25 protein-coding genes and 1 riboswitch are annotated in these 25,848 nt (G+C 63.4%); of the genes, 13 read left to right on the forward strand and 12 right to left on the reverse strand.

Annotation, left to right across the window (positions count from 1 at the left end; translation table 11 throughout):
- The 4 genes from EZI54_RS10555 to EZI54_RS10570 all read left to right on the forward strand — a co-directional run bounded on the left by EZI54_RS10555 (nucleotide 1) and on the right by EZI54_RS10570 (nucleotide 3,194).
- Nucleotides 1-654: an SPOR domain-containing protein gene (locus EZI54_RS10555; RefSeq protein ID WP_131481771.1), complete on the forward strand. Its 654-nt coding sequence runs from the start codon at nucleotides 1-3 to the stop codon at nucleotides 652-654.
- Between the two features lie 222 nt (nucleotides 655-876).
- The gene (gene hslV / locus EZI54_RS10560) at nucleotides 877-1,407 is read left to right on the forward strand and encodes an ATP-dependent protease subunit HslV (protein ID WP_131481773.1); all 531 of its coding nucleotides are present in this window, start codon (nucleotides 877-879) and stop codon (nucleotides 1,405-1,407) included.
- Nucleotides 1,408-1,417: 10 nt separating this feature from the next.
- On the forward strand, nucleotides 1,418-2,749 hold the full coding sequence (gene hslU / locus EZI54_RS10565; RefSeq protein ID WP_131481775.1) for an ATP-dependent protease ATPase subunit HslU: 1,332 nt from the start codon (nucleotides 1,418-1,420) through the stop codon (nucleotides 2,747-2,749).
- 64 nt (nucleotides 2,750-2,813) lie between these two features.
- Nucleotides 2,814-3,194, forward strand: a complete 381-nt coding sequence (locus tag EZI54_RS10570; RefSeq protein ID WP_131481776.1) for a gamma-butyrobetaine hydroxylase family protein — start codon at nucleotides 2,814-2,816, stop codon at nucleotides 3,192-3,194.
- 9 nt (nucleotides 3,195-3,203) lie between these two features.
- Here EZI54_RS10570 and EZI54_RS10575 read toward each other — a convergent pair whose 3' ends face one another.
- The 3 genes from EZI54_RS10575 to EZI54_RS10585 all read right to left on the reverse strand — a co-directional run bounded on the left by EZI54_RS10575 (nucleotide 3,204) and on the right by EZI54_RS10585 (nucleotide 7,512).
- The gene (locus EZI54_RS10575) at nucleotides 3,204-4,445 is read right to left on the reverse strand and encodes a patatin-like phospholipase family protein (RefSeq protein WP_131481778.1); all 1,242 of its coding nucleotides are present in this window, start codon (nucleotides 4,443-4,445) and stop codon (nucleotides 3,204-3,206) included.
- A 244-nt stretch (nucleotides 4,446-4,689) separates the two neighbouring features.
- A complete protein-coding gene (gene ptsP, locus EZI54_RS10580) occupies nucleotides 4,690-6,984 on the reverse strand; it encodes a phosphoenolpyruvate--protein phosphotransferase (RefSeq protein WP_131481780.1) in 2,295 nt (764 codons plus the stop codon).
- Nucleotides 6,985-6,990: 6 nt separating this feature from the next.
- Entirely contained in the window at nucleotides 6,991-7,512 is a 522-nt protein-coding gene (locus tag EZI54_RS10585) for an RNA pyrophosphohydrolase (RefSeq protein ID WP_131481782.1), read from the reverse strand.
- Nucleotides 7,513-7,774: 262 nt separating this feature from the next.
- On the opposite strand from EZI54_RS10585, the gene EZI54_RS10590 reads away from it, so the two are divergent.
- Entirely contained in the window at nucleotides 7,775-8,431 is a 657-nt protein-coding gene (locus EZI54_RS10590) for a histidinol-phosphatase (protein WP_131481784.1), read from the forward strand.
- Between the two features lie 5 nt (nucleotides 8,432-8,436).
- The gene (locus EZI54_RS10595) at nucleotides 8,437-9,570 is read left to right on the forward strand and encodes an imelysin family protein (protein ID WP_131481786.1); all 1,134 of its coding nucleotides are present in this window, start codon (nucleotides 8,437-8,439) and stop codon (nucleotides 9,568-9,570) included.
- On the opposite strand, the gene EZI54_RS10600 is transcribed toward EZI54_RS10595, so the two are convergent.
- The 7 genes from EZI54_RS10600 to thiC all read right to left on the reverse strand — a co-directional run bounded on the left by EZI54_RS10600 (nucleotide 9,550) and on the right by thiC (nucleotide 15,970).
- Nucleotides 9,550-10,743, reverse strand: coding sequence for a class I SAM-dependent rRNA methyltransferase (locus tag EZI54_RS10600; protein WP_131481788.1), 1,194 nt, complete (start codon nucleotides 10,741-10,743; stop codon nucleotides 9,550-9,552). The two genes, EZI54_RS10595 and EZI54_RS10600, sit on opposite strands and share 21 nt — an antisense overlap.
- A gap of 93 nt (nucleotides 10,744-10,836) precedes the next feature.
- Complete coding sequence (gcvH, locus tag EZI54_RS10605; RefSeq protein WP_131481790.1) at nucleotides 10,837-11,229, reverse strand: glycine cleavage system protein GcvH; 393 nt, start codon at nucleotides 11,227-11,229, stop codon at nucleotides 10,837-10,839.
- 72 nt (nucleotides 11,230-11,301) lie between these two features.
- Nucleotides 11,302-11,892 (reverse strand): YqiA/YcfP family alpha/beta fold hydrolase, encoded by a 591-nt coding sequence (locus EZI54_RS10610; RefSeq protein ID WP_131481792.1) that lies wholly within the window; start codon nucleotides 11,890-11,892, stop codon nucleotides 11,302-11,304.
- Nucleotides 11,893-11,897: 5 nt separating this feature from the next.
- Nucleotides 11,898-12,722 (reverse strand): 3',5'-cyclic-AMP phosphodiesterase, encoded by an 825-nt coding sequence (cpdA, locus tag EZI54_RS10615; RefSeq protein WP_131481794.1) that lies wholly within the window; start codon nucleotides 12,720-12,722, stop codon nucleotides 11,898-11,900.
- Nucleotides 12,723-12,859: 137 nt separating this feature from the next.
- On the reverse strand, nucleotides 12,860-13,348 hold the full coding sequence (locus EZI54_RS10620) for a DUF1249 domain-containing protein (protein WP_207389195.1): 489 nt from the start codon (nucleotides 13,346-13,348) through the stop codon (nucleotides 12,860-12,862).
- A complete protein-coding gene (nudF, locus tag EZI54_RS10625) occupies nucleotides 13,348-13,977 on the reverse strand; it encodes an ADP-ribose diphosphatase (protein WP_131481796.1) in 630 nt (209 codons plus the stop codon). Before nudF ends, EZI54_RS10620 begins: the two co-directional genes overlap by 1 nt.
- Nucleotides 13,978-14,089: 112 nt before the next feature.
- Nucleotides 14,090-15,970 carry a phosphomethylpyrimidine synthase ThiC gene (gene thiC, locus EZI54_RS10630; protein WP_131481798.1) on the reverse strand — a complete coding sequence of 627 codons (1,881 nt, stop codon included), beginning with the start codon at nucleotides 15,968-15,970 and terminating at the stop codon, nucleotides 14,090-14,092.
- Between the two features lie 118 nt (nucleotides 15,971-16,088).
- Nucleotides 16,089-16,193: riboswitch (TPP riboswitch) on the reverse strand.
- 204 nt (nucleotides 16,194-16,397) lie between these two features.
- Here thiC and EZI54_RS10635 point away from each other — a divergent pair.
- A complete protein-coding gene (locus tag EZI54_RS10635) occupies nucleotides 16,398-17,780 on the forward strand; it encodes a TolC family outer membrane protein (RefSeq protein ID WP_131481800.1) in 1,383 nt (460 codons plus the stop codon).
- A gap of 64 nt (nucleotides 17,781-17,844) precedes the next feature.
- Here EZI54_RS10635 and waaA read toward each other — a convergent pair whose 3' ends face one another.
- A complete protein-coding gene (gene waaA / locus EZI54_RS10640) occupies nucleotides 17,845-19,104 on the reverse strand; it encodes a lipid IV(A) 3-deoxy-D-manno-octulosonic acid transferase (protein ID WP_131481802.1) in 1,260 nt (419 codons plus the stop codon).
- Nucleotides 19,105-19,334: 230 nt separating this feature from the next.
- On the opposite strand from waaA, the gene lpxL reads away from it, so the two are divergent.
- Genes lpxL through EZI54_RS10660 form a run of 4 tightly spaced genes read left to right on the forward strand, consistent with a single transcriptional unit; the run spans nucleotide 19,335 to nucleotide 23,399 of the window.
- On the forward strand, nucleotides 19,335-20,297 hold the full coding sequence (lpxL, locus tag EZI54_RS10645; protein ID WP_131481804.1) for an LpxL/LpxP family Kdo(2)-lipid IV(A) lauroyl/palmitoleoyl acyltransferase: 963 nt from the start codon (nucleotides 19,335-19,337) through the stop codon (nucleotides 20,295-20,297).
- Nucleotides 20,294-21,238 (forward strand): ELM1/GtrOC1 family putative glycosyltransferase, encoded by a 945-nt coding sequence (locus tag EZI54_RS10650; protein ID WP_131481806.1) that lies wholly within the window; start codon nucleotides 20,294-20,296, stop codon nucleotides 21,236-21,238. Before lpxL ends, EZI54_RS10650 begins: the two co-directional genes overlap by 4 nt.
- Nucleotides 21,235-22,353, forward strand: coding sequence for a glycosyltransferase family 4 protein (locus tag EZI54_RS10655; RefSeq protein WP_131481808.1), 1,119 nt, complete (start codon nucleotides 21,235-21,237; stop codon nucleotides 22,351-22,353). Before EZI54_RS10650 ends, EZI54_RS10655 begins: the two co-directional genes overlap by 4 nt.
- Nucleotides 22,350-23,399 (forward strand): glycosyltransferase, encoded by a 1,050-nt coding sequence (locus tag EZI54_RS10660; RefSeq protein ID WP_131481810.1) that lies wholly within the window; start codon nucleotides 22,350-22,352, stop codon nucleotides 23,397-23,399. Before EZI54_RS10655 ends, EZI54_RS10660 begins: the two co-directional genes overlap by 4 nt.
- Here EZI54_RS10660 and EZI54_RS10665 read toward each other — a convergent pair.
- On the reverse strand, nucleotides 23,374-24,045 hold the full coding sequence (locus EZI54_RS10665; RefSeq protein WP_131481812.1) for an SGNH/GDSL hydrolase family protein: 672 nt from the start codon (nucleotides 24,043-24,045) through the stop codon (nucleotides 23,374-23,376). The two genes, EZI54_RS10660 and EZI54_RS10665, sit on opposite strands and share 26 nt — an antisense overlap.
- A 45-nt stretch (nucleotides 24,046-24,090) precedes the next feature.
- On the opposite strand from EZI54_RS10665, the gene EZI54_RS10670 reads away from it, so the two are divergent.
- Both EZI54_RS10670 and EZI54_RS10675 read left to right on the forward strand, forming a co-directional pair.
- Nucleotides 24,091-24,774 carry a YrbL family protein gene (locus EZI54_RS10670; protein WP_242674421.1) on the forward strand — a complete coding sequence of 228 codons (684 nt, stop codon included), beginning with the start codon at nucleotides 24,091-24,093 and terminating at the stop codon, nucleotides 24,772-24,774.
- Nucleotides 24,775-24,895: 121 nt separating this feature from the next.
- Nucleotides 24,896-25,792 (forward strand): lysophospholipid acyltransferase family protein, encoded by an 897-nt coding sequence (locus EZI54_RS10675; RefSeq protein ID WP_131481814.1) that lies wholly within the window; start codon nucleotides 24,896-24,898, stop codon nucleotides 25,790-25,792.
- Nucleotides 25,793-25,848 lie beyond the last annotated feature (56 nt).

Here is a 25,848-nt window from a genome sequence, read left to right on the forward strand (position 1 = left end):
ATGTCCCGTGATTACGCCAAGAAGTCCCGCCCCAAGGGCGCAGCAGCCACCAGCAGCCGGCCTGCGCCGCGACGGGCCAAGGCCGCCAAGAAACCGGAACGCAGCAAGAAAGCCAGCCCCCGGAAGCAGTCTGGCGGCCTGTCCCTGCGCTGGATCCTGTCGCTTGCCCTGGTGGGTGGGTTCATCGGCTTCATCGCCTACCTGAATTCGCTGCCCACTCAGGGCAATGGCCCGGCCGGCTCGTCCCAGCGCAACAAGCCGGCACAAACAGCGACAACGACACCCAAGGCCAAACCCGCCCAGAAAGAGAAGAAGGAATCCTTCCAGTTCTACGAGATGCTGCCGGAATCCGAAGTGGTACCGCCCAAGGTTGAGGCCTATGATCCCGGTCCGGCACCGGCCGAACGCAATTACCAGTACATGATCCAGACCGGGTCGTTCAAGGGCCGCAGCGACGCCGAGCGCCAGCGCGCCCAGGTGGCCTTCCAGGGGCTGCATGCAACGGTTCAGCAGATCAAGCTGGACAGCGGCGTCATCTGGTATCGCGTCAACATCGGCCCGTTCGATTCCCGCAGCAAGATGAACAGCGTGGTCGACAAACTGGTCAGCATCAACATCGAGCCGCTGGTCCGCAAGGTCCCCAAAGACGGCTGACGCAGCGTGCCCGGTCGCACAAAGACCGGGCCCTTCCCCTCTGGATCGTTGCCGAATTGTCACGATAGGCCATCTCGACTATCCCCTTGAAAATCGCCCTGTCATAGCCATATCTAAGAAATCCCGAGGGGCCTCTGAATACACCCTGAACCTCGTCCGGCATTCGGGATGTATTCTGAGGTTTCCTGATTTCCCACAGGCTCATCAGCACTTGGAGCTAGCATGACAACGATTCTCTCTGTACGACGCGGCGACACGGTAGCCATGGGCGGTGACGGCCAGGTTTCCCTGGGCAACACCGTCATGAAAGGCAATGCCAGAAAGGTGCGCCGCCTCTACAACAACAAGGTCCTGGCCGGTTTTGCTGGAGGCACGGCCGACGCTTTCACCCTGTTCGAGCGTTTCGAAGCGCAACTGGAGAAGCACCAGGGCAATCTCACCCGAGCCGCGGTTGAACTGGCCAAGGACTGGCGAACGGACAGGGCCCTGCGACGACTGGAAGCGCTATTGGCGGTTGCCGACCACACCGCCTCCCTGATCATTACCGGCAACGGCGACGTGATCGAGCCAGAAGACAGCCTGATTGCCATCGGTAGCGGCGGCCCTTACGCCCAGGCGGCCTCGAGAGCCCTTCTGGACAACACCGAGCTCAGGGCCGACGAGATCGTCGAGAAAGGCCTGGATATCGCCGCGGATATCTGCATTTACACCAACCACAACCGCACGCTCGAAGTGCTGTCCGGCAAAGAGTGACGGAGCCCTCATGTCTGCAATGACCCCTCGTGAAATCGTTCATGAACTCAACAAGCACATCGTCGGCCAGGAAGAGGCCAAGCGCGCCGTTGCCGTTGCCCTGCGCAATCGCTGGCGCCGCATGCAACTGGAACCGGCGCTGCGGGATGAGATCACCCCCAAGAACATCCTGATGATCGGTCCCACCGGTGTGGGCAAGACCGAGATCGCACGCCGCCTGGCCAAACTGGCGGACGCGCCCTTCCTGAAGGTGGAAGCCACCAAGTTCACCGAAGTGGGTTACGTCGGTCGCGACGTGGAATCCATCGTGCGTGACCTGGCGGACATGGCCGTGAAACTGCTGCGTGAGAAGGAAATCAAGCGTAACGAACACCGCGCGGAAGACGCCGCCGAGGATCGCATCCTGGACGCCCTGCTGCCGCCGGCCCGCAGCTTCGAGGAAGACAGCCAGCGCTCATCCGGCGATTCCTCCACGCGCCAGCTGTTCCGCAAAAAACTGCGGGAAGGCGAGCTGGACGACAAGGAAATCGAGGTGGAACTGAGCAGCTCCGGCGCTGGTGTAGAGATCATGGCGCCGCCGGGCATGGAAGAGATGACCAATCAGTTGCAGAACATGTTCTCCAACCTGTCCCGCGACAAGAAGAAGACCCGCAAGATGAAGGTGGCGGACGCCCTGGTCGCTGTGCGCGAAGAGGAAGCCGCCAAGCTGGTCAACGAGGAGGAAATCAAGCAGAAGGCCGTCCAGACCGTGGAGCAGAATGGCATCGTCTTCATTGACGAGATCGACAAGGTGGCCAAGCGCTCTGAAAACGGCTCCGCCGACGTGTCCCGTGAAGGTGTGCAACGCGACCTGCTGCCGCTGATTGAAGGCAGCACCGTCAGTACCAAGTTTGGCATGGTGCGCACCGACCACATCCTGTTCATCGCCTCGGGCGCGTTCCACCTGTCCAAGCCGTCTGACCTGATTCCGGAACTGCAGGGCCGCCTGCCGATCCGCGTCGAGCTGCAGGCGCTGACGCCGGAGGACTTCAAGCGCATCCTCACCGAACCGGATGCGTCCCTGGTGCAGCAGTACGAAGCCCTGATGAACACGGAAGGGCTGCAGCTGAGCTTCACCGACGACGCCATTGAGCGGATCGCCCAGGTGTCCTGGAAGGTCAACGAAACCACCGAGAATATCGGGGCCCGCCGCCTGCACACCGTGATGGAGCGGCTGTTGGAGACCATCTCGTTCGATGCGGGCGACTCCTCCACCGGCGAGTTCCAGGTCACGGCCGCCTACGTGGACGAAAAACTCGGCGACCTGTCGGAAGACGAGGACCTGAGCCGCTACATCCTGTAAAACCTGCGGGAGGCGATCCCATCGCCTCCCCTTCCCTGACCACCCCTAAGCCGACATAACGACCATGACGACCGACGACAAACGCCCCAGCGATATCCGCATCCGCAAGCAGAGTCGCCTGCTGCTGCTCCATTACGAGGGCGGCGAAGCACTTGAGCTGCCCTTCGAACTGCTTCGGGTCTATTCCCCTTCGGCTGAAGTGCGCGGTCACGGCATGGGTCCCGGCACCCTGCAGACGGGAAAGCGTGATGTGCTGGTGACGGGGGCGGAGATGGTCGGCAACTATGCCCTGAAGCTGAGCTTCAGCGACGGCCACGATTCCGGCCTGTTCACCTGGTCCTACCTGCTGGAACTGGGGCGCGAGAAGGATCGATACTGGCAGGAGTACCTGGAGCGACTGGACCGGGAAGGCGGTTCACGGGACGGCAGCGTTCGCTACCACTGAACCAGCGGCCTATAGGGCCTTCTGGAGGATGTCGGTCACGTTGTCGATGCCCGAACTCAGTCGATCACGCGCCGAGCGACTGCGGCCCTTGGCCACGTATAACGGCAGCATTTCCCCATACAGACTGGTACTGATGGTGCGCTGATCATCCTCAAGCCGGTCACGGCGCAGGCGGATCCCATAGGGTGCCAGCCGGGATTCCAGCTGATCCGCCCGGGCCAACAGGTCACGGCGCGTCATCTGGTAGGCGTGCTCGCAGACCATCCTCCGCGACTGGAAGCTGAAGACGTTGGAAAAGAAGAGTTTGGCGTCGTCCCGGGTCGGTTCGAACAGCAGGATATCCTTGTCCGGATAATCCCGTCCGTACTGGGCGATGCCCGATTGCATCCGGGAATAGACCATGGTGCGGTAGGTCTGGGCCAGGACATTGGGCATGCCCGCCTGGGTCAGCGCCCCCGGCGTCATGGTTCCGGCCCGCACGGCGGCACTGGCATCGATCGGCACCTGGGGATTGACCGCCAGCACCAGATCCGCCCCATCCTCAAACGCCACCGACGCGTGCAGCCCCTTGCGCAGGGTGCCATCCACATAATAGCGACCATCGATCTCCACCGGCACATAAAGCCCCGGCGACGCCGTACTGGCCTGGATCGCCCGTGAAATCGGCACGTGGTCAAAACCCGGCGCACCAAAACAGACCGCCTCGGTACTCTCGACATCCGCGGCAACGATGTAGAGGCTGCGCCGCAATTGCCGGAAATCGTTGGTGCGGCCCAACATACTGAAAGTCCGCGCCAGGTAGTCGTTCAGACCTTCGTTGTCGAACAGCCCGGCCGGAGCCGCCTGGGCCAGGATGGTCAGCGCTTCCAGGAAGCTCTGGTCGTAAGGGTTGTTGGCGAAACGCCCGAGGGCACTGGCCAGCAGGCCGGGAACCGCCATCAACCGGCGCCCGATCTCGCGGAAGGCCGGCCGGTAGAAGACTTCCGGGTGGAAGGGATGCACTTCCGCCTCGTTCTTCACAAAGATCCGGCACAGCTGGGCCGTGGTCATCTGGTTGGCCAGGTTGGCCGCAACGAACGATCCGGCATTGACCCCGACGTAGACATCAAGGTCGTTGAAATCGATGCCATCCAGCGCCTCGTCCAGCGCCCGCAACGCTCCGATTTCATAAATCCCGCCCAACGGACCGCCACCACCGAGGGCGAGGCCGATACGAGGTTTATCCTTGATGTCCGTCTTGTTCACAGCCATGTTTGCTCTTATCTGACGCAGCCCCGTCAGGGGCCATTGTCTTCGATGTCCGGTCCAGATCCGCCGGGGCGCATTGAGATTCAACAGATGCCTTGGACGGTAGCACCCGAAACTAGAATAAACATACTAGTGTCCCGTCCGGCTAATTCGCTGGCCCACTGCGTACCGCTGGTGTCTCCGGCCAAGGCGTCAGCCCGCCGGTGTGGTGGTTCCGCATCAAGGGCCGGAGCTGAGCCCTTCGGGCTCAATTGGTCGTGCTTTCCGAAAGGGAGCGTCCGGGACGCAGGTAGCGGCCGAACCCGGCATCCCTTAACGCCAGATCCACGCAACTGCGAATCACGTGTGGTGAGTCCAGGTCCAGCACGTCATCCAGCAGCTTGCGGGCCCACAGGGAGTCGATACTGCGGATGACGGATTTCACCTTGGGCAGGTTGGCCGCATTCATGGACAGCGCATCGTAGCCCATGGCCATCAGCAGCACGGCCCCGCCGGGATCCCCCGCCAGTTCCCCACAGATACTCACCGGCGTGCCCACCGCGTGGGCATCGTCGACGACCTTCACCAGCGCCTGCAGCACGGCCGGGTGGAACGAGTGATACAGGGACGCCACCCGCGGATTGTTACGGTCCACCGCCAACAGGTACTGGGTCAGGTCGTTGGAGCCCACCGACAGGAAATCGACCCGGTTGGACAGCTCGCGGACCTGGTAGACCGCCGCCGGAATCTCGATCATCACGCCCACCTTGGGCATGTGGATATCGTAGCCCTCTTCACGCACCTCGTGATAGACGCGGTAAATCAGGTGCAGCGATTCCTCGACTTCGGACACGTTGCTGATCATCGGCAGCATGATGCGCAGGTTGTTGAGACCTTCGCTGGCCTTGAGCATGGCCCGCACCTGCACCAGGAAGATTTCCGGGTGATCCAGGGTCACGCGGATACCCCGCCAGCCCAGGAACGGGTTCTCCTCGCTGATGGGGAAATAGGTCAATGCCTTATCACCGCCGATGTCCAGCGTGCGCATGGTGACGTCGCTGGGAGCGAAGGCCTCCAGCTGTTCGCGGTAATACTCCCGCTGCTCCTGCTCCGACGGGAAGCGCTCGTTGATCATGAACGGCACTTCGGTGCGGTACAGGCCGATGCCTTCCGCGCCATGGCTCAGTGAACGCACCACGTCGGTCATCAGACCGGTGTTGACCAGCAGCGACACCCGCACGCCATCGGTGGTAACGCAGGGCTTGTCGCGCAGTTCCTCAAGGCCGCGGAACAGCGCCGCTTCCTCTTCGCAGATTTCCTGGTAGAACGAGCGCAGGTCGGCGGACGGCGAAGCGTAGATCTGGCCTTCGAAGCCATCCACGATCAGCTCACGGCCGTCCAACTGGTTGACAGGCATGTCGATCATGCCCATGACGGTCGGCACGCCCATGGCCCGGGCCAGGATCGCCACATGGGAGTTGCTGGAGCCGCGCACGGAGACCAGCCCCACCAATTGACCGCGCGGCACCTCGCCCAGCATGGCCGGCGTCAGCTCATCACTGACCAGGACAGTCTTCTCGGGGTAGTTCAACGCCTGGTGATCCCCTTCCTGCAGGTGCGACAGCAGGCGGCGTCCCAGGTCCCGGATATCCACCGCCCGCTCACGCAGGTAGAGGTCGCCCATCATTTCGAAGTGGCGGACGTACTGCTGCACCACCTGCTTGAGGGCGCCCTGGGCCCACTGGCCGTCGGCGATCCGGTTCATGACCTCCGCCGGGAGGGCATTGTCGTCCAGCATGCGCAGGTAGACCTCGAACAACGCCTGCTCTTCCGGGCGCAGCTGCGGAGCCAGCCGCTCGGCGACCAGTTGGATGTCCTCGCGCACGGCACCAACCGCCTGCAGGAACAGTTCCCGCTCGGCGTCGGGGTCGTCCACAGCCTTGTCAGGCACCGCATCCAGGTCCGCCGGCGGGTAGACCACCACACCCTGGCCGATGGCGACCCCCGGTGCGCCGGCCACGCCCTTGAAGCTGATATCATGGGTTTCCTGGCCGGTCAGGGACAGACCGCTGATGGCACCGGTGGCTTCGCTGTGGGCGATCACGCCGGCCAGTTGGGCGGAAATCGTGACCAGGAAGGCTTCTTCGCCCTCGTCAAAGCAGCGTGAGCTTTCGCGCTGCTGCACGACGAGAACGCCAAGCACGCGGCGATGGTGAATGATGGGGACACCGAGAAACGAGCGGAAACGCTCCTCACCGGTTTCCGGGAAGTAGCGGTAGCGGGGGTGGGCGGTGGCGTCTTCCAGATTGATGGGCTCCTCGCGGGAACCCACCAGACCGATCAACCCCTCGGAATGCGCCAGGCTGACGCGTCCGACGGCCTCCTTATACAGGCCCTCGGTGGCCATCAGGATATAGCGGTTGGAGTCCGGGTCCAGCAGATAGACCGAACAGACTTCGGTTCCCATGGCACGCTGCACACCGGAGACGATGATTTCCAGGGCTTCCTGCAAGTCCCGGGCACCATTGACTTCCTGAACGATACTTCGCAGCGTGCTCAACATAGACCGTTAATCCATCCTGTCCGGGAACGGCGGCAATCCCTGCCACTGTTCCATATTGTGGAATAATCGCGGGGCCAGCTCCCGCAGGGCCCGCCGGTAAACCTCCCGCTTGAACGACACCACCTGCCCCAGCGGATACCAGTAGCTGACCCACTGCCAGCCGTCGAATTCCGGAGAATCCGTCCTGTCGACGCAGACACTGGCGTCGGGAGAAAGCAACCTCAACAGGAACCATTTCTGTTTTTGCCCGATGCATACCGGGTGCGAATGATGCCGAACCATTCGCCGGGGCAGACGATATCTCAGCCAGCCGCGGGTACAGCTGATGATTTCCACATCCCGCTGCCCCAGCCCGACTTCTTCGCCCAACTCGCGATAGAGCGCTTCCTCGGGGGTTTCATTATGGTCGATCCCCCCCTGGGGAAACTGCCATGCGTCCTGTCCGATGCGTCTTGCCCAGAGAACTTCTCCCCGATCATTGGCCAGAATGATTCCGACGTTGGGTCTGAAACCGTCGGAGTCGATCACTGTTCTATACCTGCCTGAATTTTTCAGCAGCGGCCCTGTCACCAGGCTTCCCGGATCGAGGCTGTGCCCCCGCAATCCGCCATCATCGCGTTGATGACAAGGGCCCGCAATTTGCCTAAGTTGCCTTCATTCTTGCAGAAAGCGTACCGGCGGGCAAACTGCGCCTGTTGCCCTACAACATGCTAGAATCCCCCCTTTTCGAAACGTCTCCGGACGGCCTGGCAGGCGACTCCAAACACGGCGATTTGAGGGGATACTCAGCTTGACGCTTGCGATCTTTGATCTGGACAACACGCTCATCAACGGCGACAGCGACCATGCCTGGGGCGACTTTCTCGTCTCGGAAGGCATCGTCGACGCCGGCGAATACGAAGCGGCCAACAACCGTTTCTACCAGGATTACCTGAACGGCGACCTGGATATCCACCGCTACCTGTCGTTTGCCCTCGAACCGCTGACCCGGCACGAACCGGAGGTCCTGCACCGGCTGCGCCAGCGTTTCGTGGACGAACGGGTGCGGCCGATGCTGCTGGATAAGGCTTTCGAACTGCTGGAGCAACACCGCCGGCAGGGCCATTACCTGCTCATCATCACAGCCACCAACCGTTTCGTAACCCAGCCGATTGCGGACCTGCTGGGCGTGGACGACCTGATCGCCACGGAACCGGAGATGCAGGACGGCCGCTATACCGGCAAGGTGGCCGGCACGCCCAGCTTCCAGGACGGCAAGGTGACCCGTCTGGGCGCCTGGCTGGCGCAGCAGAAGCGCAGCGCCGGCGACGCCTGGTTCTACAGTGACTCCCACAACGACGTGCCGCTGCTGGAACAGGTGGCGCACCCGATCGCCGTCGACCCGGACCCCAAGCTGGCAGACCTGGCGCGGGAGCGGGACTGGCCCATTATCTCGCTCAGGGACTGAACGCCATGGCAAGGATGGCAGGTTGCGGGCTCGCCCTATTGCTCGGCACCGGCATGCTGATCGCCGGCTGCTCGGACAAGACGCCTGCGGAAAAGGATATGGAAACACCCCCGGAGACGGCGCCGGCGGCCCGGATCCCCCAGCCGCTGCAGGACGGCGTCGAGCAAACGACCACGTCCGCCTGCAACGGGGCGAGCGCCCTCAATGCCGCGGTTGCCACGTTTCTCGACAATCCGGGTGGCGACACCCTGAAGAAGGCCCGCCAGGCCTGGCGCCAGGCCCACAGCGATTATCGCCGGCTCGCGTTCCTCTATGGCCTGGCCGGGCAGGCCATGCCCCAGAAATACAACGACCGGGACCCGATCGACGCTCACCCGCTGCTTCCCGGCTACCTGGACCAGGTGCCCGGATACCCGCACAGCGGCCTCACCTATTCCGAAGTACCGCTCACACCGGACTACCTGCGTAAGGAGCATCAGTCCACCGATTTCTACTATCTCACGCAAGGCTTCCACCCGTTGGAGAGCTTGCTCTGGCCAGCCGGCGCCTCCAGCGCTGAAGAGACGCTCAAGCGCTATCGGCTGCCCAAGAAGCAATCCGAAGAAACGGTGAATGCGCCGGATCGCAGGCATGACCTGCTGCGCCTGATCGCCAACGCCCTCAACCGGGACGTCCAAACGCTGTGCAACACGGAAAACACGGCTTACCTGGTCACCGGTCTGGTGGCTATCGACGGGAACCCCGGGCGGGCCGCCGCGACCCTGGACAAGCGCCTGGGAGCCACCATCGGTAAACGCCTCGACGCCTGGTTCCGGTTTCCCGATGGCGAGGATCACAACGGGATGCCAGTGGCCCACAGTCCTGGAGCGGCCACGGATTTCAGCGAGCTGGCGGCCATCGTGCGCCATCAGGCAACGGCATGGAACGGTATCCTGCTGGCCGGCGTCGATTCGACCGAGACGCTCCGCCAGCAGATGCAGGCGTTGGCCAAGCGGCTGGACGCCATCGATCCCTCAAGGACACCGGTCGATACCGATGCCCTGGAAGCGGCGCGGCAAGCCCTGGCCCAGGTTCGCGAGACGCTGGTCTCGATCAGCCTGAACGCGCCGGCGGCTTCCTCAGAGGAAGCCGGTCAGTGAGCGGACGAAGCAGCTCTTGATGTAGTCGGTTTCGGGAATACCGGGAATCACCGGATGGTCCGGAGCCTGGTGCCCCTGCTCCAGCAATTGCACGAAGCGGTCGATACGCCGGCCGCTGCCGCGGATGATGTCCACCAGCCGGTCCGTGGACAGATGCATGGAGCAGGAGGCCGACACCAGCAGCCCATCCCGCTCCAGCAGCCGCAGCCCAAGCTGGTTGAGCCGGGCGTAGGCCTGCTCCCCGGCTTTCTGGTCGCGCCGACGGGGAATCAGGGCCGGTGGGTCCAGCACCACGATGTCGTACTTTTCCTTCTGGTCGCACAGGTCCTTGAGCACGGCAAAGGCATCGCCTTCCAGGGTATCCACATTGTCCAGGCCGTTCAGGCGGGCGTTCTCGCCCACACTGTCCAGAGCCTGGGCGGAACTGTCGACACAGGTGACCTGACTCGCACCGGCCGCCGCGGCCTGCACGCCCCACCCACCGACATAGCTGAACACATCCAGTACCCGCTTGCCCGGGGCATAGGCCTGCAAGCGCCTGCGGTTCATCCGGTGATCATAGAACCAACCGGTTTTCTGCCCGGTCGCCAGAGGGGCCCGGAAACGCACCCCGTTTTCCTCCACCACCAGTTGATCCGGCAGCTCGCCCATGGCGGCAGAAACATAGCTGTCCAGCCCCTCCACGTCACGCATCTTGCCGTCGTTCTTGAAAACGATCGAACGCGGGTGGACCAGCTTCTGGATCGCCCGCACCAGGGAATCCCGCAGGGACTCCATCCCCGCCGTGGAAACCTGGACAACCACCACATCGTCAAACCGGTCGATGACCAGTCCCGACAGACCGTCGGCGTCACCGAACACCCAGCGATAGAAGGGTCGCTCGAACAGGCGCTCACGCATCTGCAAGGCCACGTCCAGCCGCTCACTGAGACGCTGCGGCGTCATGCCCTGATCCGGATTCCGACTGATCAGCCGGCCGCAGATCAACGCATGGGGGTTGACGAAAACCGTTCCCAAAGCCTTGCCGTTGGCAGCGATCAGCGCGGCCTGCTCGCCGGCCTGGAAAGCGGTCAGCGGCGTGCGTTTGGTGTCGACTTCATTGCTGTAGATCCAGAGATGGCCGGCGCGGATACGCCGCTCCGCGCCCTTGCGAAGGTATAGCTGGGGAAACATAGGCAGACCACGATCAAAACGGGAAAGTGGCGGGATTATACGGAGGCGGACCGCCCGGGGACAGTCGGGATTTCCCCGGGCGGCCAATCGGGGTTATTCGGTATCGGCGACCAGATCGGCGTAGGCGTCCGCCTCCATCAGGCCATCCAGCTCGCCCTCATCGCTCAGGCGCACGCGGAACAGCCAGCCTTCACCGTAGGGATCTTCATTCAGCTTTTCCGGCTCTTCCTCGAGGCTCTCGTTAATCTCGATCACCTCGCCACTGACCGGGCTGAAGACGTCGGAGGCGGATTTGACAGATTCGGCCACGCCGGCCTCCTCGCCGCCGTTGACGGTGGCGCCGACTTCCGGCAGTTCCACGAAGACCACGTCACCAAGCTGGTCCTGGGCGAAGTCGGTAATACCGACCGTCGCGGTGCCGTCGCCGGCCACACGAACCCACTGGTGCGTTTCGATGTACTTCAGGTCCGTAGGGATCTGACTCATGATGGGATGTCCTTGTTTGCATTTTCCCGGGAGTTTACCGCAATTGCAGGCCAGCACTGAATAGCCGGCGGATCAGCGCGCCGCCATACCAAGGAATGCCAGCGCAGCAGGCAGGACCCGGGGGAAATCCTGGAAACGATGGTCGCCGCCCGGTTGCAACCAGGTCGGTGCGCCGGCGTAGCGGGCCGCGGCCTCCCGGAAATCCAGCGTCTCATCCGCCGTTTGCAGCAGCACCATGAAACGCTCCGGATTCACCAGCGGGCCCGGGTCCATCGCCCGCAGCTGATGCATATGCGCCTCGGTCACCTCGAAGCGCTCCCCGGTATACAGGTTCTCCTGCATGCCGAGATAGGGGCGCAGCAGGTTGTAGGGTGCGACCGCCGGATTGATCAGGACCGCCCGCAGCCCGCGCCTGGCGGCAACCACCGTGGCGTAGTAGCCGCCCAGTGAGCTGCCCATCAGCCCGCAGGGTCGCTTCCCGGCGTCTTCGACAGCCTGCTCGACATGGGCGACAGCCTCATCCGGGGAAAACCCAAGCTCCGGCGCCACCAGCTCCACGGGAAGGCCACTGTCGGCCAGCCATCCCCTCAGTTCGGTGACTTTCTGGGATTGGGGCGAACTTCTGAATCCGTGCAGGTAGATCAGGCGGGGTTGTTCGGGCATAGCGATCAGTAACCGTGGCTGTCGAGGTCCACAGTGTACGCGTAATCCTCGGCGCGGCGCACGTGCGAGGCCAGCGAGCCGTCCGGATAGAGTTCCAGCCAGCGGTAGCCGGGGGCCTTGTCGTCCAGGGAGAAATCGTTCGATCCGGGGGCGAACTGGATGCAGGTCGACGGTGTCGCCATCAAGCGCCGGCCGTCACGCTCGTCATCCCAGGCCTGGTGGATGTGCCCCCAGAGCAAACCGCGCACCTGGGAATGACCGGACAGCGTTTGATACAGGGTGTCGCGGTTCACCAGCCCGATATCGGCCATCCAGCGGCAATCGATGTCCACCGGATGATGGTGGAAGGTCACGAGCGTGGGGGTATCCGGATATTCAGCCAGGCACCGGCCCAGGAAATCCAGCTCGTCGTCAGCCAGTTCCCCGTGCACCTGACCGGGGACCGACGAATCCAGGCAGATCACCTGCCAGCCCCCGGCCAACACCCGGCGCTCGTCGGCACCGCTGCCCGCAGTAACCTTGCGCATCGTGGCGGCATCGTCATGATTCCCCGGGAACCAGATCACCGGGCACTTGAACCCGGACATGAGTCGCTGGAAAAGCCGATAGGCCGCTTCGGAGCCGTCCTGCGAAATATCGCCGCTGGCCAGCACCAGGTCCGGCTCATGGTCTTCGGCCCCGGCCGCCAGCGCCAGCACCGCTTCCAGGCTTTCCCGGGTATTCATTCCCAGCAACACCCCTTCGGGATCCGCCATCAGGTGCGGATCGGTGATCTGCAGGACCCGCAGCGGGACGGACGGTTGCTTGTCAGAGAGGACGGGGGAAGGCATGGATGGGCCGCGACTCCAGGATGAATGATATCCATTAACAACGGTATTGACCGAAAGACTAGCGGATAGTTTGCACAATTTCCTGAAGGACTGTCACATTCGGCTGCAGTTGCCCGCGCATCATAGGGGTCGGGACGTCAGTCGATGACCGGCCAGGCGATGCGATCGGCCGGGACATGGCCAAAGCGCAGGCAGAAATCCAGCCAGTCGGCCAGGAACGCGTTCACCTGGGTTTTCTCGTCCGGGTGGTGCATGAACCGGTTGGGATAGTCGTTGATGGCCTCAATCCGGTTATAGCGATAACAACTGATCACCTCCGCCACACCAGCGTCGTGGTAGACGCGAACGGTCAGGTGCGGATCGTTCAGCCAACGCCCGGCGTTGTGGATCTGCTCCAGCAGCAGCGTCTCGGTGAAGCGGGACTGCTGCAACTGCTCGATGCGGACACGGCCAAAATAGGCATCGCCGTCACGCAACTCGAACTCAGCCACCTCCGGATGCGCCTCCGCCAGCAGGCGCAACCGCCGTATCCGGCCATAGTTCCCCTCGCACAGCGCGCCGAAGCGCCTGAGGTCGGGTACGTAGGCTTTCCTGCGCCGCAAGGGCATTTCCGCGTGTTCTGACATCAGGACCACTCTTGCTTCAATCTCGGCCGCTGCATGGCAAGCCACTGCAGGGCAATTATCGCGGCGGCGTTATTGATCCGCCCATCCGTTATCATACGCAAAGCCTCATCCGCCGCCATTACATGAGCGCGAATATCTTCATGCTCTGCCTCAATTCCATGCAACCCACCGGCACCGGATGCGTCCACATGGCCGCAGAACAGGGAAACCATCTCGGTGGTCCCGCCCGGCGACACCAGGTAGTGGCAGATCTTCTCCAGGCGCCTGAACGTCAGTCCGGCCTCCTCCTCCGCTTCCCGGTTGGCCACGTCTTCCGGGGTCTCGCCGGGCTCGTCCATCCCCGCAACCAGTTCCAGCAGCCAGGGCGACTGGTTTCGCCCCAGGGCACCGGGGCGGAACTGTTCCAGCAATACGACTTCGTCGCGCACCGGATCATAGGGCAGCACGCACGTGGCGTCCCCACGCTGGAAGATCTCCCGGTCGAACACGTCGGTATAGCCGCCAGCGAAACGCGCGTGGCGCAATCGCAGCCGCTCCATGCCGAAAAAACCCTTGTACAGGGTCTCGCGGCTCTCGACTTCGACATCTTCAGCGCCGAACTGGAACGGGGCGACGGTTTGCTCTGGCATGATCCACCTATTCGGGAAAGTGAAGTCGAACCATAGAAGCCCGGCGCCCGGATTGGCAAGTCCCCCGGCAGGCGACAGGCCCCGCCCGTAAAGACGGGACCCCGACGGCACCTCAGATCTTGCTGTAGATCTTCGCGCCGCTGTCCACGAACTCGCGGGACTTGTCCCGCATGCCCTGCTCGATGGCATCGCGCGTTTCCAGGCCCTGTTCCCTCGCGTATTCACGCACTTCCTGGGTGATCTTCATGGAACAGAACTTGGGCCCGCACATGGAACAGAAATGGGCCACCTTGGCCGAGTCCTTGGGCAGGGTCTCGTCGTGGTAGGCCCGCGCCGTATCCGGATCGAAACCGAGATTGAACTGGTCCTCCCAGCGGAACTCGAACCGGGCCCGGGACAGGGCATCGTCCCGCACCTGGGCGCCGGGGTGCCCCTTGGCCAGATCGGCGGCATGGGCGGCGATCTTGTAGGTAATGATACCGGTTTTCACATCGTCCTTGTTGGGCAGCCCCAGGTGCTCCTTGGGCGTCACGTAGCACAGCATGGCGCAGCCGTACCAGCCGATCATCGCGGCTCCGATGCCGGAGGTGATGTGATCATAACCCGGTGCAATGTCCGTCACCAGCGGGCCCAGGGTATAGAAAGGAGCCTCGTCGCAGCAGTCGAGCTGCTTGTCCATGTTTTCCTTGATCAGGTGCATCGGCACGTGACCCGGTCCCTCGATCATCACCTGGACATCGTGCTTCCAGGCAATCTTGGTCAACTCGCCCAGGGTTTCCAGTTCGCCGAACTGGGACTCGTCGTTGGCATCGGCAATACAACCCGGCCGCAGCCCGTCCCCCAGGCTGAAGGAGACATCGTACGCCTTCATGATCTCGCAGATCTCTTCGAAGTGCGTATACAGGAAGCTTTCCTGGTGATGCGCCAGGCACCACTTGGCCATGATGGAGCCGCCCCGGGAGACGATGCCGGTGACCCGTTTCGCGGTGAGCGGGACATGATGCAACCGCACGCCGGCATGGATGGTGAAGTAGTCGATGCCCTGCTCCGCCTGCTCGATCAACGTGTCGCGGAAGATCTCCCAGGTCAGGTCCTCGGCCACACCGTTCACCTTCTCCAGCGCCTGGTAGATGGGCACGGTGCCGATCGGCACCGGCGAGTTACGGATGATCCATTCCCGGGTTTCGTGGATGTTCTTGCCGGTGGACAGGTCCATCACCGTATCGGCGCCCCAGCGGATGCCCCAAGTGAGCTTCTCCACCTCTTCCTCGATGGACGAGCTGACCGCCGAATTCCCGATGTTGCCGTTGATCTTCACCAGGAAATTGCGGCCGATGATCATCGGTTCCAGCTCCGGGTGGTTGATGTTGGCAGGGATGATCGCCCGGCCCCGGGCAATCTCCTCCCGCACGAACTCCGGCGTGATCTCGGCCGGCATGGCGGCTCCGTGCGACTGGCCCGGATGCTGGCTGTCGAGCCACCCCTTGGCCCGGGCTTCCTGCAATTTCATGTTCTCGCGGATCGCGACAAATTCCATTTCCGGGGTGATGATGCCCTGGCGGGCGTAGTGCATCTGGCTGACGTTGCGACCCGGTTTCGCCCGTAACGGCTGGCGGCGTTCCTCGAAGCGAAGCACGTCCAGGCTGGGATCCTTCAGCCGTCGCCGGGTGAAGTCGGACGTGTAACCGGGCAAGGTTTCAGTATCGCCCCTTTCGGCAATCCACGCCTGGCGTACCGGCGCCAGGCCCTGGCGCAGATCGATCCGGGCCTCCGGATCGGTGTATGGGCCCGACGTATCGTAGACGACCAGCGGCTCGTTGGGCCGGGTGCCGCTGTCGGTGATGCTGTCGCTCAGGCTGATCTCACGCATGGGCACCCGTAGGTCCGGCCGGCTTCCGGTAACGTAGATCTTGCGGGAACAGGGCAGCGGCTGGACCGCCGCCTGGTCGACTTCGGCGGCATCCTTCAGGAATTCGATGGTTTCGTTACTCATCAAGGCGTCCCTCGTGTTGGGGCCGATCCGGGGATCGACGCAAAGTGTCCTGGATTGGACGGGCGCGTTTGACGAGGAGGGTTCCGGACGCAATGCAGGTTAAGGACCTGGATTGGGCTGGAAAACTTGTCTTAGATTCCTACGCCGGTATTAACCGGATCAGGTTCGCGGGTTTTGCTCTGGGCAATCTCAGCCGGTTTTGCCGGCACCCCGTCAAGACGCAATGAACTGATCGACCTGCAAGCCCGCATACCACACCGCACGGTGCAGGCAGGCCCTTAAAGGTGACTTCCGCAAGTGTAGAGATCAGATGGATTTTTGTCCATAATGAGGACCGCTCTCTTGAGCCTCCCGACTTCTGTCCAGCAACCGCGGACCCACACTCAGGGATGAGGCTCACCCCAATCATGTGCAGGCAGGAGAATCCATGAAGAAATCCGTGCTAACCGGTCTGATCGGACTGCTGGCTGCCCAGCCAGCCCTGGCCACCGACCTCATTGACGCCTATGAAAAAGCGCTGGCCTACGATTCCGGCATCGCGTCAGCCCGGGCCACCTATGAAGCCCAACAGGCCAATGTCGATGTGACTCGCAGCCAGCTCCTGCCCAAGCTCAATGCTTATGGCAATGCCCAGCATATCGACTCCGAAGGCCCGCGGATGGAGGATTCCTACAAGTCCTACGGCTATGGCGTGAAACTGACCCAACCCCTGTTCCGGGCCGAGAACTGGTTCAACTACGACGCCAGCCAGTTCCAGAGCGAAAGCGCCCGGGCCGATTACAGCCTGGCTCAGCAGCAGCTGATACTGGATGTAGCCACCGCCTACTTCAACGTGCTGCGTGCCGAGGACAACCTGACCACCGTCCGCGCGGCCGAGGCGGCGTTCGAACGCCAGTACGACCAGGCGCAGGAACGCTTCGATGTGGGCCTGATCGCCATTACCGAAGTCTATGAATCCCGTGCCAGCTACGACGCCAGCAAGAGCGAACGGATTTCCGCGGAAAGCGATCTCGACATTGCCCGGGAACAGCTGAGCCGGCTGATCGGCGAGAATGCCGGCGATCTGGAAAATCTGCAGCAGGACTTCCCGTTGTCGCGCCCGCAGCCCACGGACCCGGCAGCCTGGGAAAAAATCGCCCTGCAGCAGAACTGGCGCGTCCAGTCCGCCGCTTACACCCTGCAGGCCAACCGCTCCCGGCTGGATGTGGCCAAGGCGGGGCATTATCCGACACTGGATCTGAATGCCAGCTATGGCAACACCAAGCTGGACGGCATCAATGAAGTGTCGCCCAACCAGAGCACGGTGGACGGCACCACGACCGAGGGCGTGATTGCCCTGCAACTGAACGTGCCACTGTACGAAGGCAACGGCACCGAGGCCGGCATTCGCCAGCAGCGAGCCCAACTGGAAGCCTCCGACCAGAACCTGAAGACGGTACGCCGCGATGTGAGCGTGAACGCGCGCAGCTTCTACCGGACGGTCAACTCCAACATCGAGACGGTCAACGCCCAGGAGCAGAGTATCGTTTCCCGCCGGAGCGCACTGGACGCCACCCGCGCCGGCTATGAAGTGGGCACGCGCAATATCGTGGAAGTGCTGGATGCCGAGCGTAACTACTACGAGTCCCTGCGCGACTACGCCAATGCCCGCTATGACTATGTGGTCAACACCCTGAACCTGAAGCTGGTGGCCGGTACCTTGAGCCCGCAGGACCTGGTGGACCTGAATCGCTGGTTGAGCGAGTCCGCACCGGGTATCGAGGCCATTGCCACCGATACCAAGACCGTGGACCCGACCCAGTCACGCTGATCGCAATAAGCACCGGCGCCTGCATGAAGCCGGCGCCGGTGCTCATCATCCCGCTCCGCCAGGCCTAACCCAGCTTTTCAACAATCCCGTCGACGACGCGCGTCAACGCCCCGCGATTGGCATCCACCGCGGCCCTCGCATTTTTCCCCAATTCGTTACGGTGGGCCGAATCCGAAAAGCAGCGATCGACAGCCGCTGCCAGCTCGCGGGCATCCCCCACCCGGACCAGTCCCGCCCCACTTTCCAGACGCTCGTAAATGTCGTCGAAATTGAACACGTGAGGTCCGGTTATCACCGGCATGCCCCAGGCCGCCGGCTCCAGTGGATTGTGACCGCCCCGCTCGATCAGCGAGCCACCCACGAACGCCACGTCCGCCGCGCCGTAGAGCATCATGAGCTCACCCATGCTGTCGGCGAGATACACCTGGCTGCCCGAGGCATCGCCGCCTTCGGACCGACGGGCCAGGCTCAGGTTGCACTGCCGGACCAGGGCCGCCACATCGTCAAAGCGTTCCGGATGCCGCGGCACCAACACCAGGAGAGCCTGAGGGTCCGCCGCCAACAGCTGCCGATGCGCTTGCAGGATCTGCTCATCCTCGCCGTCGTGGGTGCTCGCCGCAATCCAGACCGGCCGGCCCGCGCCGAGCTGGGACCTCAGCTCTGCAGCCCCGTCCCGCAGTTCGTCGGTCACGACCACGTCAAACTTCACGCTGCCGGTGATCGATACGGCGCTCGCATGGGCGCCGGTTTCCACGAAACGTCGGGCATCTCCGTCCGCCTGGGCCGCGATCCAGTCGATCTGTTTCAGGAGCTGGCGACTGGCGTTTGGAAAACGCTGGTAGCTGCGCGCAGAGCGCTCGGACAGACGTGCATTGATCAGGTAGACCGGCGTCCCGGCACCCGCCGTCTGGTAGATCATGTTGGGCCAGAGCTCCGTTTCCATGATCACCAGCGCCAGTGGCCGGGCCCGTCGCAGGAAGCGGCGTACCGATCCCGGCGTGTCGTAGGGGGAATAGGCATAGCGGATGCGGTCCCCGAACAGGGCGTTGGCGCGCGCCCGGCCGGTCGCCGTCATGGCGGTCATCAGGATGCTGGCATCGGGTCGCCGCTCAAGGAGGGCCCGGACCAGTGGGGCCGCCGCAATAGTCTCTCCCACCGACACCGCGTGCACCCAGATAACCGGCTTGTCGCTGCGGGGAATCAGACCAATACGATCCCGCCAATGCACCACCGCGTCAGGCGACGTCCGTCCCTGCCACCATAACCGGATCAGGACGAACGGCAGGATGAGACGAAAGAGAGTCGAATAGACGAAACGCAGCATCAGCACTCCAGTGCGGGATCAGAAGTTGCCGGGATTCTACCGAAATGTGCATCAGGTTGCGTCCCGGACCTCCCTTCAGGTCAGAGCATAGTTCACATTCACAACCGAAGAAGGCGTCGGATCGCCACCGGAAATGCAGCCAGTGCCCCGCCTGGCCTTATCAACCGGCATTTTGCTGATAAACTTGCCCCCAAAGCAGGGACGATTCCACCCATCATTCTGGACGAGCCGTGAGTCAATCGAAGTCGAAGAAACGTAAACGCGTCCGCGACACCAATTTCGCCCACTACCGACACCCCCGCTGGTGGCCAACCTGGCTCACCATTGGACTGATCTGGCTACTGGCCCGCCTGCCCCTGCGCGTGCAGTGGGGCGTGGGTCGCCTGATCGGTGAACTGGCCTACCGGACGCTGGCCAGTCGTCGCCATATCTGCCGGGTGAACATCGACCTGTGTTTCCCGGAGTTGAGCGACCGTGACCGGGAAGCCCTGGTGCGCCGGACATTCCACTCCAACGGCATCGGCATCATGGAAATCAGCCTGGCGTGGTTCCGGAACCCGGAAACGCTGCGTCACCTGACCCAGGTCCACGGTCTGGAATACGTCGATGAAGCGCTGAAGAAGGGCAAGGGCATCCTGCTGCTCGGCGGCCATTACAGCACCCTGGACCTGGGCGGCAGCCTGGTGTCGCTGTTCATCGATGCGGACGTGATGCAGCGTGACCACAACAACCCACTGATGAATGCCGTGATGACCCGCTCCCGGGAGCAGCGCTACGGCGTTGCCCTCAACAGCAAGGACCTGCGGGGCCTGTTCAAGCGCCTGCGGGCCAACCGCATCGTCTGGTACGCCGCCGATCAGGATTACGGCCGCAAAGGTATCGTGTTCGCGCCGTTCTTCGGTGTTCCCGCCGCCAGCATCACCGCCACGGCCCGGATTGCCGAGCGCAGCGACTGCGTGGTGATCCCGTTCAGCCACTTCCGGCGCGACAACGGGATCGGCTATGACATCTATTTCCATCCGCCGCTGGAGGCGTTCCCGTCCGGCGATGACGAGGCCGACGCCGCCCGGGTCAATGCGGCGATCGAAAGCGAAGTGCGCAAGCATCCGGATCAGTACCTGTGGATGCACCGCCGCTTCAAGACGCGCCCCTCCCGGGACGACCCGGGGTTCTATGCCAGGAAACGGCCATGACCCACGGCGTCGAGCCCCTGGTGACCTGGCTGATCCACGACGACAAGCCCGGTCACCGTAACCAGTTGCGGGGCCTGGCCAACCGACTCGCGGCCCACGCCGACGTACGCTGCCACTGGATCGACGCCCTCTCCCAGCGGGTACCACGATGGCGGGCGCTGATGGGCCTGCGGCCCAGACTCGACGTCCCCGACGGCCTGCACCAGCCGGGCCTGATCGTGGCCGCCGGCACCGGCACCCATCGCCTGCTACTGGCCTTGCGCCGTACCCGCAGAGCCCGGACCGCACTGCTTATGCGGCCCTCCTTCCCCCAGCAATGGATCGATTGCCGGATCATTCCGCACCACGATCGTCCCTCGCCCTCGCCCGGTACCTTGGTCACCATAGGCGTACTCAATACCATGACGCCCATGGCCCATCTGACCAAACGCCAACACGGCGTCATCCTGATCGGCGGTCCCTCCCGGCATTACCGGTGGGACAACGCGGCGATCCTCCAGCAACTGGCCCGGTTGCTCCGGGCCTATCCGGGCTGGCAGTGGACCGTCACCTCCAGCCGGCGCAGCCCGGAAGAGCTGATCGCAGCGCTGCGCGAACGCCAGGGACCGCTCTTCCGGTTCCGGGATCACCGGGACACCCACGACCGCTGGCTGGCCCATACGCTGGCCGACAGTCGCGCCGCCTGGATCACGCCCGACAGCGCGTCGATGGTGTATGAGAGTCTCACCGCCGGTATCCCCACGGGACTGTTCGGCCTGACTCCGGTTTCCGGAAGCCGGGTGGCGGCCGGGGTCGAAGCGCTGCTCGAACAACGCCGGGCGCATCCCCTGTCGGAAGCGCAAGCGGTGATGTCGGCTACCACGCCCATCACGCCACCACTCTGGGAAGCGGATCGGGCCGCCCGGTGGTTGCTGGAGCGCTGCCGGGGTGTGCCGTCGTGAAGATTCTGCAGGTCCTGCCCGCGCTCGAGAGCGGGGGCGTTGAACGCGGCACGGTGGAGCTCGCTGCCGAGCTGGTCAAACGCGGGCACGACTCGACGGTACTGTCCGCCGGCGGGCCCATGGTGGCGCAACTGGAGGCAACCGGCTCCCGGCACGTGACACGGCCGATCCACCGCAAGTCCCTGGTGACACTGGGCCAGGTGCGGCCGGTCCGCCGCCTGCTGCAATCGTTACGGCCCGATGTCGTCCACGTGCGCTCGCGCATGCCGGCCTGGGTGGTCTACCTGGCCTGGAAAGGGCTCCCGGTCAACGAACGGCCGGTGCTGGTGAGCACCTTCCACGGCATGTATTCGGTCAATCCCTACAGCGCCATCATGAGCAAGGCGGAGCACCTGATCGCCGTATCCGACTGCGTGCGCCGATACATTCTCGATAATTATGCGGTCGCCGAAGACCGGATCAGCGTTATCCAGCGTGGTGTCGACACGCGCCAGTTCTGCGAGATGCCACTGGACCCGGCATGGCGCCACCAGTTGCTGGAGGACTACCCACAGCTGCGTGACCGTCGCATCCTGCTGATGCCGGGGCGCCTATCGCGGTGGAAGGGCCAATTGACCTTTCTTGAGGTGATCGCCCGGATGGTGCGGGAGGACGCCTCGGTGCACGGCGTTATTGCCGGTGGGCTCGAAGGCGGCAAGCAGCGCTACCGGACTGAACTGGAAAGCCGGATCGGCGAACTTGGGCTGGAGGACCACATCACCTTTCTCGGGCAGCGCAGTGACATGCACGAACTCTATCTGTTCGCGGACCTGGTCTGCCATTTGTCCACCAAGCCCGAGCCCTTCGGTCGCACCCTGACGGAGGCACTGGCGTCGGGCACGCCGGTGGTTGCTTTCGAGCGCGGCGGTGCGGCGGAAACCCTGCGCGCCTGTTTCCCGGCGGGTCTGGTTGCGCCCGATGACACCCGCGCATTTGTGCAAACGGCCCAACGGCTGCTGACGCAGCCCCGGCCGGCGATAGAGATTCCCGAGCGGTTTCACCTCACCGCCCAGACCGAGACCACCCTGGCAGTCTATCGCGGGCTGCTGGAACGCCATGGCAGGGCGGTCAGATGAGTGAACCGCTGCGCATTGCGCTGATCCTGGCCACGCCGGGTACCACCTGGGGCGGCATGGAAACACACACTCTGGATTTGGCCCGCAGCCTGGCCCAGCGGGGCCACGAAGTCCATCTGCTGGCTGATGCCCGCTACCACGACCGCTTCATCCCGTTCGCCCATTTTCACCCAATACCCGTTCACTTCAGCCGCCGGCATCCCTGGCTGGGGCTGCGACTGCGACGGATTCTGGCGCGCCTGCAGCCGGACATCTGCCACGCCCAGGGCAACAAGGCGATCCAACTGCTGGCTGGCGTCAAACGGCGTCAGGGGAACCGCGAGGTCTGTTACGTCGGCACAGTCCATGGCACCAAGTCCGCCCACCGCGGGCTGGACCGCCTTGACGGCGTCATCGCCGTCAGCGACGAACTGGCCGTCCAGCTCACGCATCCACGGGTCTGGGTGATCTACAACGGCATAGATCCACGACCACTCAAGGAAGGCACGGATTGGCCCATCCCGGAAACGTCGCCCCTGGTGATCGCCACCGGACGCCTTGAGCCGGTTAAAGGCTTTGACCGACTGATCCAGGCCTGGTCCGCGGCATCCGGCGGCAACGTTCAACTGGCGATTCTTGGCGAAGGTCATGAAAGGTCGCGCCTGGAAGCGCTGGTCCGGGACTCCGGCCAGACCGGCACGATCCACCTGCCGGGCTATGAGTCCAACGTTGCCGGCTGGCTCGCCCGGGCCGACGCCTGTGTGATCAGCTCCGAGCGCGAAGGGTTTCCCTACATCATGGTCGAGGCCCTGTTGAATGGCTGCCCTCTCTTGGCCACACCGGTCAGCGGGGTGAGCCGGTTCCTGCCGGCAGACTGCATCGCCTCATCGACGGCCACGGCAGACCTGGCAACACTTTTAAGGGACAAGCTGGCAACGTTATCCACCCTGCGGCAAACCCAGCAGGCCAGTTTCGAACAGGCTCGCCATAGGCTGACACTGGACGCCATGACCGAACAGACCCTGGCTGTCTACAGGGAGCTCACGCTGCAACACGCCGGTGGATGACGTCGAGGACAACCCCCGCCAGGATGCAATGGCCTTTATCGGTCAGATGGGTGCCATCGTCCATCAGGGTGTGGTGCCGGTCGGCCCATAACGCCGCATAGGCATCGGCATGGACGGCGTTGTCCAGTTGGTCCGCCAGCTCTGCCAGGGCCCGGTTGTACTGCCGGATGCGTGGATTGCGGGGCTCTTCCAGGTTGGGGGCGGTGCCGACCAGCACGAACTGCGTGTCCGGCGCCGCGGTCACCACGGCATGAATGTGCGCGATGTATTCAGCCAGCGGCACCTGCTCGACGGCACCCCAACGGTCCTGCAACTGCCAGCGGCGGGCCCGCTTCTTGAGGGTCTTGACCCATTTGCGCGCCAGCTTGCGTAGCGGATTATCCGGATAGTAGAGCACGTAGGGAGCGCCCCGGAAGGTCAGCCAGGAGTCCACCAACCCGTACTGGATGAAGGCAAGCCGGAAACCGGCAGGCGGGAAGGAGCGCGCGTAGCGGCGCAATTCACGGGTGGTACTCATGGTATGGCCACAGTTGACCAGCGGTAGTCCCAAGGTATGGGCCACCCGGTCGGGCCAGAGCTCACCGGAGAAGCCGGCAATCCCTTCGGTATTGCAGTCGCCGTATACGATGCAGCCGTTTTCCGGCATCAGGACGTCCTCTCCTCTTCCACAGCCATGGACTCGTGCTAGATTATGCACGAACCTTCGAGCCCGGCCGCAACCATGATCGACCTCAACCACCAGGCGCCTTTCGCCGCAGGCTACAACCGGACCTGCTACCGCCATCCGGATGATCCCCGACTGTGCCTCAAGGTCCTGCGCCCGGAAAACATCGAAGCCCGTTTCGCACGGCAACCCTGGTACAAGAAGCTGCTGGGCCGGGACCGCATCAATGATAATCGACAGGAAATCATCGCGCACCGCCAGATCGCGGCCCTGGCCGATCCGCAACAGGCCTGGCGCCACCTGCCCCGATTCCATGGCAGCATCGATACCACGCTGGGGCCGGCGAATGTCAGCGAGCTGATTACCGAAACCGATGGTCAGCCGGGCACCACCCTGGAGCGATACCTGGAACACAACGGCCGGACAACCGAAGTCGAGAGGGCCATCGGCCAGTTTGCCGACTGGCTACGGCAAACCGGCCTGCTGACCCGCAACCTGCTGCCCCACAACCTGGTCCTGGCCCGTCGTGACGATCGGCTGACGCTGTACCTGGTGGATGGCCTGGGCGCACCGACCGTGCCAACCCGGTTGACCACAATCCCGGCCTATCGCAGCCGATACATCGCACGCAAGCTCGCGCGCTTTCGCCAGCGCATCGACTGGGAAATTCGCGGCAGGCCAGGCAGCTGGACCCGGGCCGAAAAACTCTGATTCACGTCCGCCGCACCCGGACGGGCCATCGGCCGACCCCAGGTATCCGCGGAGTGGCACTGTCGCACAGGATGATGTAGTTTCCTGCCCTGACTCTATCGACCTGGAAATCAACGGGACCATGGCCCTGTCTAGAATCTCGCTGTTGACTGGCCTGCTGAAACTGGCCAGCAAACTCTCACTGCGCTCGGCCCAGAATTTGGGCGCCATCCTGGGCCTGCTCGGCTGGAAGCTTCCGACGGAATCGCGGCGGGTCACCCAGGTCAACCTGGATATCTGTTTTCCCGACATGCCCGAATCCGATCGCAAGGCCCTGGGTCGGGAAAGCATGAAGCAGACAGGCAGGACCATGCTGGAAATCCCGCTCATGTGGGAATGGCCGGTCGAGCGCTGCCTGGACCTGATTCGCGAGATCGAAGGCGAGGCGCTGCTGGAGCAGTATCGGGCCGATGGCCGCGGTCTGATCCTGCTGGCGCCTCACCTGGGTAACTGGGAGCTGGCGGGTCTGTATTTTTCTTCACGCTACCGGATGGCCGCCCTCTACAGCCCGCCTCACCTGCCGGAATTCGAGGATTACATGATCCGGGTCCGTGGCCGTCTGGGCTCAGAACTGGTCCGCGGGGACCGCCGCGGCCTGGCCCAACTGATTGGTCTCCTGCGCGATGGCGGCGTCGCCGGCATCCTGCCCGACCAGAGCCCGCGGGGCAAAGGCAATGCCTATGCCCCCTTCTTCGGCATGGACGTCCGCACCATGACGCTGGTGGCCAAACTGCTCCAGAAGTCCGGCGCCGCCGCACTGATCACCTACGCCGAGCGCCTGCCGGACGCCCGGGGGTTCCGGATTGTGATCCGCGAGTGCGAACCCGGGCTGGACGATGCCGATCCGGTGGTTGCCACCCGCGCCCTCAATGCGTCGGTTGAGCGCTGCGTCCGCCGGATCCCGGCGCAATACCAGTGGGAATACAAGCGCATGCGCCATCGGCCGCCGGGACTGCCCAATCCCTATAAAGCGAAGTAACCGGCATGCGCCGGAAATCACTACACTGACACGATGCAAAGCCCTATCGACAACCC

Source organism: Marinobacter halodurans (assembly GCF_004327985.1).
Lineage (GTDB): Bacteria > Pseudomonadota > Gammaproteobacteria > Pseudomonadales > Oleiphilaceae > Marinobacter_A > Marinobacter_A halodurans.

What these genes read in the sequence shown, in the direction of transcription:
- EZI54_RS10555 (WP_131481771.1), top strand. Translation starts at nt 1, where the DNA reads ATGTCCCGTGATTACGCCAAGAAGTCCCGCCCCAAGGGCGCAGCAGCC.
- hslV (WP_131481773.1), top strand. Translation starts at nt 877, where the DNA reads ATGACAACGATTCTCTCTGTACGACGCGGCGACACGGTAGCCATGGGC.
- hslU (WP_131481775.1), top strand. Translation starts at nt 1,418, where the DNA reads ATGTCTGCAATGACCCCTCGTGAAATCGTTCATGAACTCAACAAGCAC.
- EZI54_RS10570 (WP_131481776.1), top strand. Translation starts at nt 2,814, where the DNA reads ATGACGACCGACGACAAACGCCCCAGCGATATCCGCATCCGCAAGCAG.
- EZI54_RS10575 (WP_131481778.1), bottom strand. Translation starts at nt 4,445, where the DNA reads ATGGCTGTGAACAAGACGGACATCAAGGATAAACCTCGTATCGGCCTC.
- ptsP (WP_131481780.1), bottom strand. Translation starts at nt 6,984, where the DNA reads ATGTTGAGCACGCTGCGAAGTATCGTTCAGGAAGTCAATGGTGCCCGG.
- EZI54_RS10595 (WP_131481786.1), top strand. Translation starts at nt 8,437, where the DNA reads ATGGCAAGGATGGCAGGTTGCGGGCTCGCCCTATTGCTCGGCACCGGC.
- EZI54_RS10600 (WP_131481788.1), bottom strand. Translation starts at nt 10,743, where the DNA reads ATGTTTCCCCAGCTATACCTTCGCAAGGGCGCGGAGCGGCGTATCCGC.
- gcvH (WP_131481790.1), bottom strand. Translation starts at nt 11,229, where the DNA reads ATGAGTCAGATCCCTACGGACCTGAAGTACATCGAAACGCACCAGTGG.
- EZI54_RS10610 (WP_131481792.1), bottom strand. Translation starts at nt 11,892, where the DNA reads ATGCCCGAACAACCCCGCCTGATCTACCTGCACGGATTCAGAAGTTCG.
- cpdA (WP_131481794.1), bottom strand. Translation starts at nt 12,722, where the DNA reads ATGCCTTCCCCCGTCCTCTCTGACAAGCAACCGTCCGTCCCGCTGCGG.
- EZI54_RS10620 (WP_207389195.1), bottom strand. Translation starts at nt 13,348, where the DNA reads ATGTCAGAACACGCGGAAATGCCCTTGCGGCGCAGGAAAGCCTACGTA.
- nudF (WP_131481796.1), bottom strand. Translation starts at nt 13,977, where the DNA reads ATGCCAGAGCAAACCGTCGCCCCGTTCCAGTTCGGCGCTGAAGATGTC.
- thiC (WP_131481798.1), bottom strand. Translation starts at nt 15,970, where the DNA reads ATGAGTAACGAAACCATCGAATTCCTGAAGGATGCCGCCGAAGTCGAC.
- EZI54_RS10635 (WP_131481800.1), top strand. Translation starts at nt 16,398, where the DNA reads ATGAAGAAATCCGTGCTAACCGGTCTGATCGGACTGCTGGCTGCCCAG.
- waaA (WP_131481802.1), bottom strand. Translation starts at nt 19,104, where the DNA reads ATGCTGCGTTTCGTCTATTCGACTCTCTTTCGTCTCATCCTGCCGTTC.
- EZI54_RS10650 (WP_131481806.1), top strand. Translation starts at nt 20,294, where the DNA reads ATGACCCACGGCGTCGAGCCCCTGGTGACCTGGCTGATCCACGACGAC.
- EZI54_RS10660 (WP_131481810.1), top strand. Translation starts at nt 22,350, where the DNA reads ATGAGTGAACCGCTGCGCATTGCGCTGATCCTGGCCACGCCGGGTACC.
- EZI54_RS10665 (WP_131481812.1), bottom strand. Translation starts at nt 24,045, where the DNA reads ATGCCGGAAAACGGCTGCATCGTATACGGCGACTGCAATACCGAAGGG.
- EZI54_RS10670 (WP_242674421.1), top strand. Translation starts at nt 24,091, where the DNA reads ATGCACGAACCTTCGAGCCCGGCCGCAACCATGATCGACCTCAACCAC.
- EZI54_RS10675 (WP_131481814.1), top strand. Translation starts at nt 24,896, where the DNA reads ATGGCCCTGTCTAGAATCTCGCTGTTGACTGGCCTGCTGAAACTGGCC.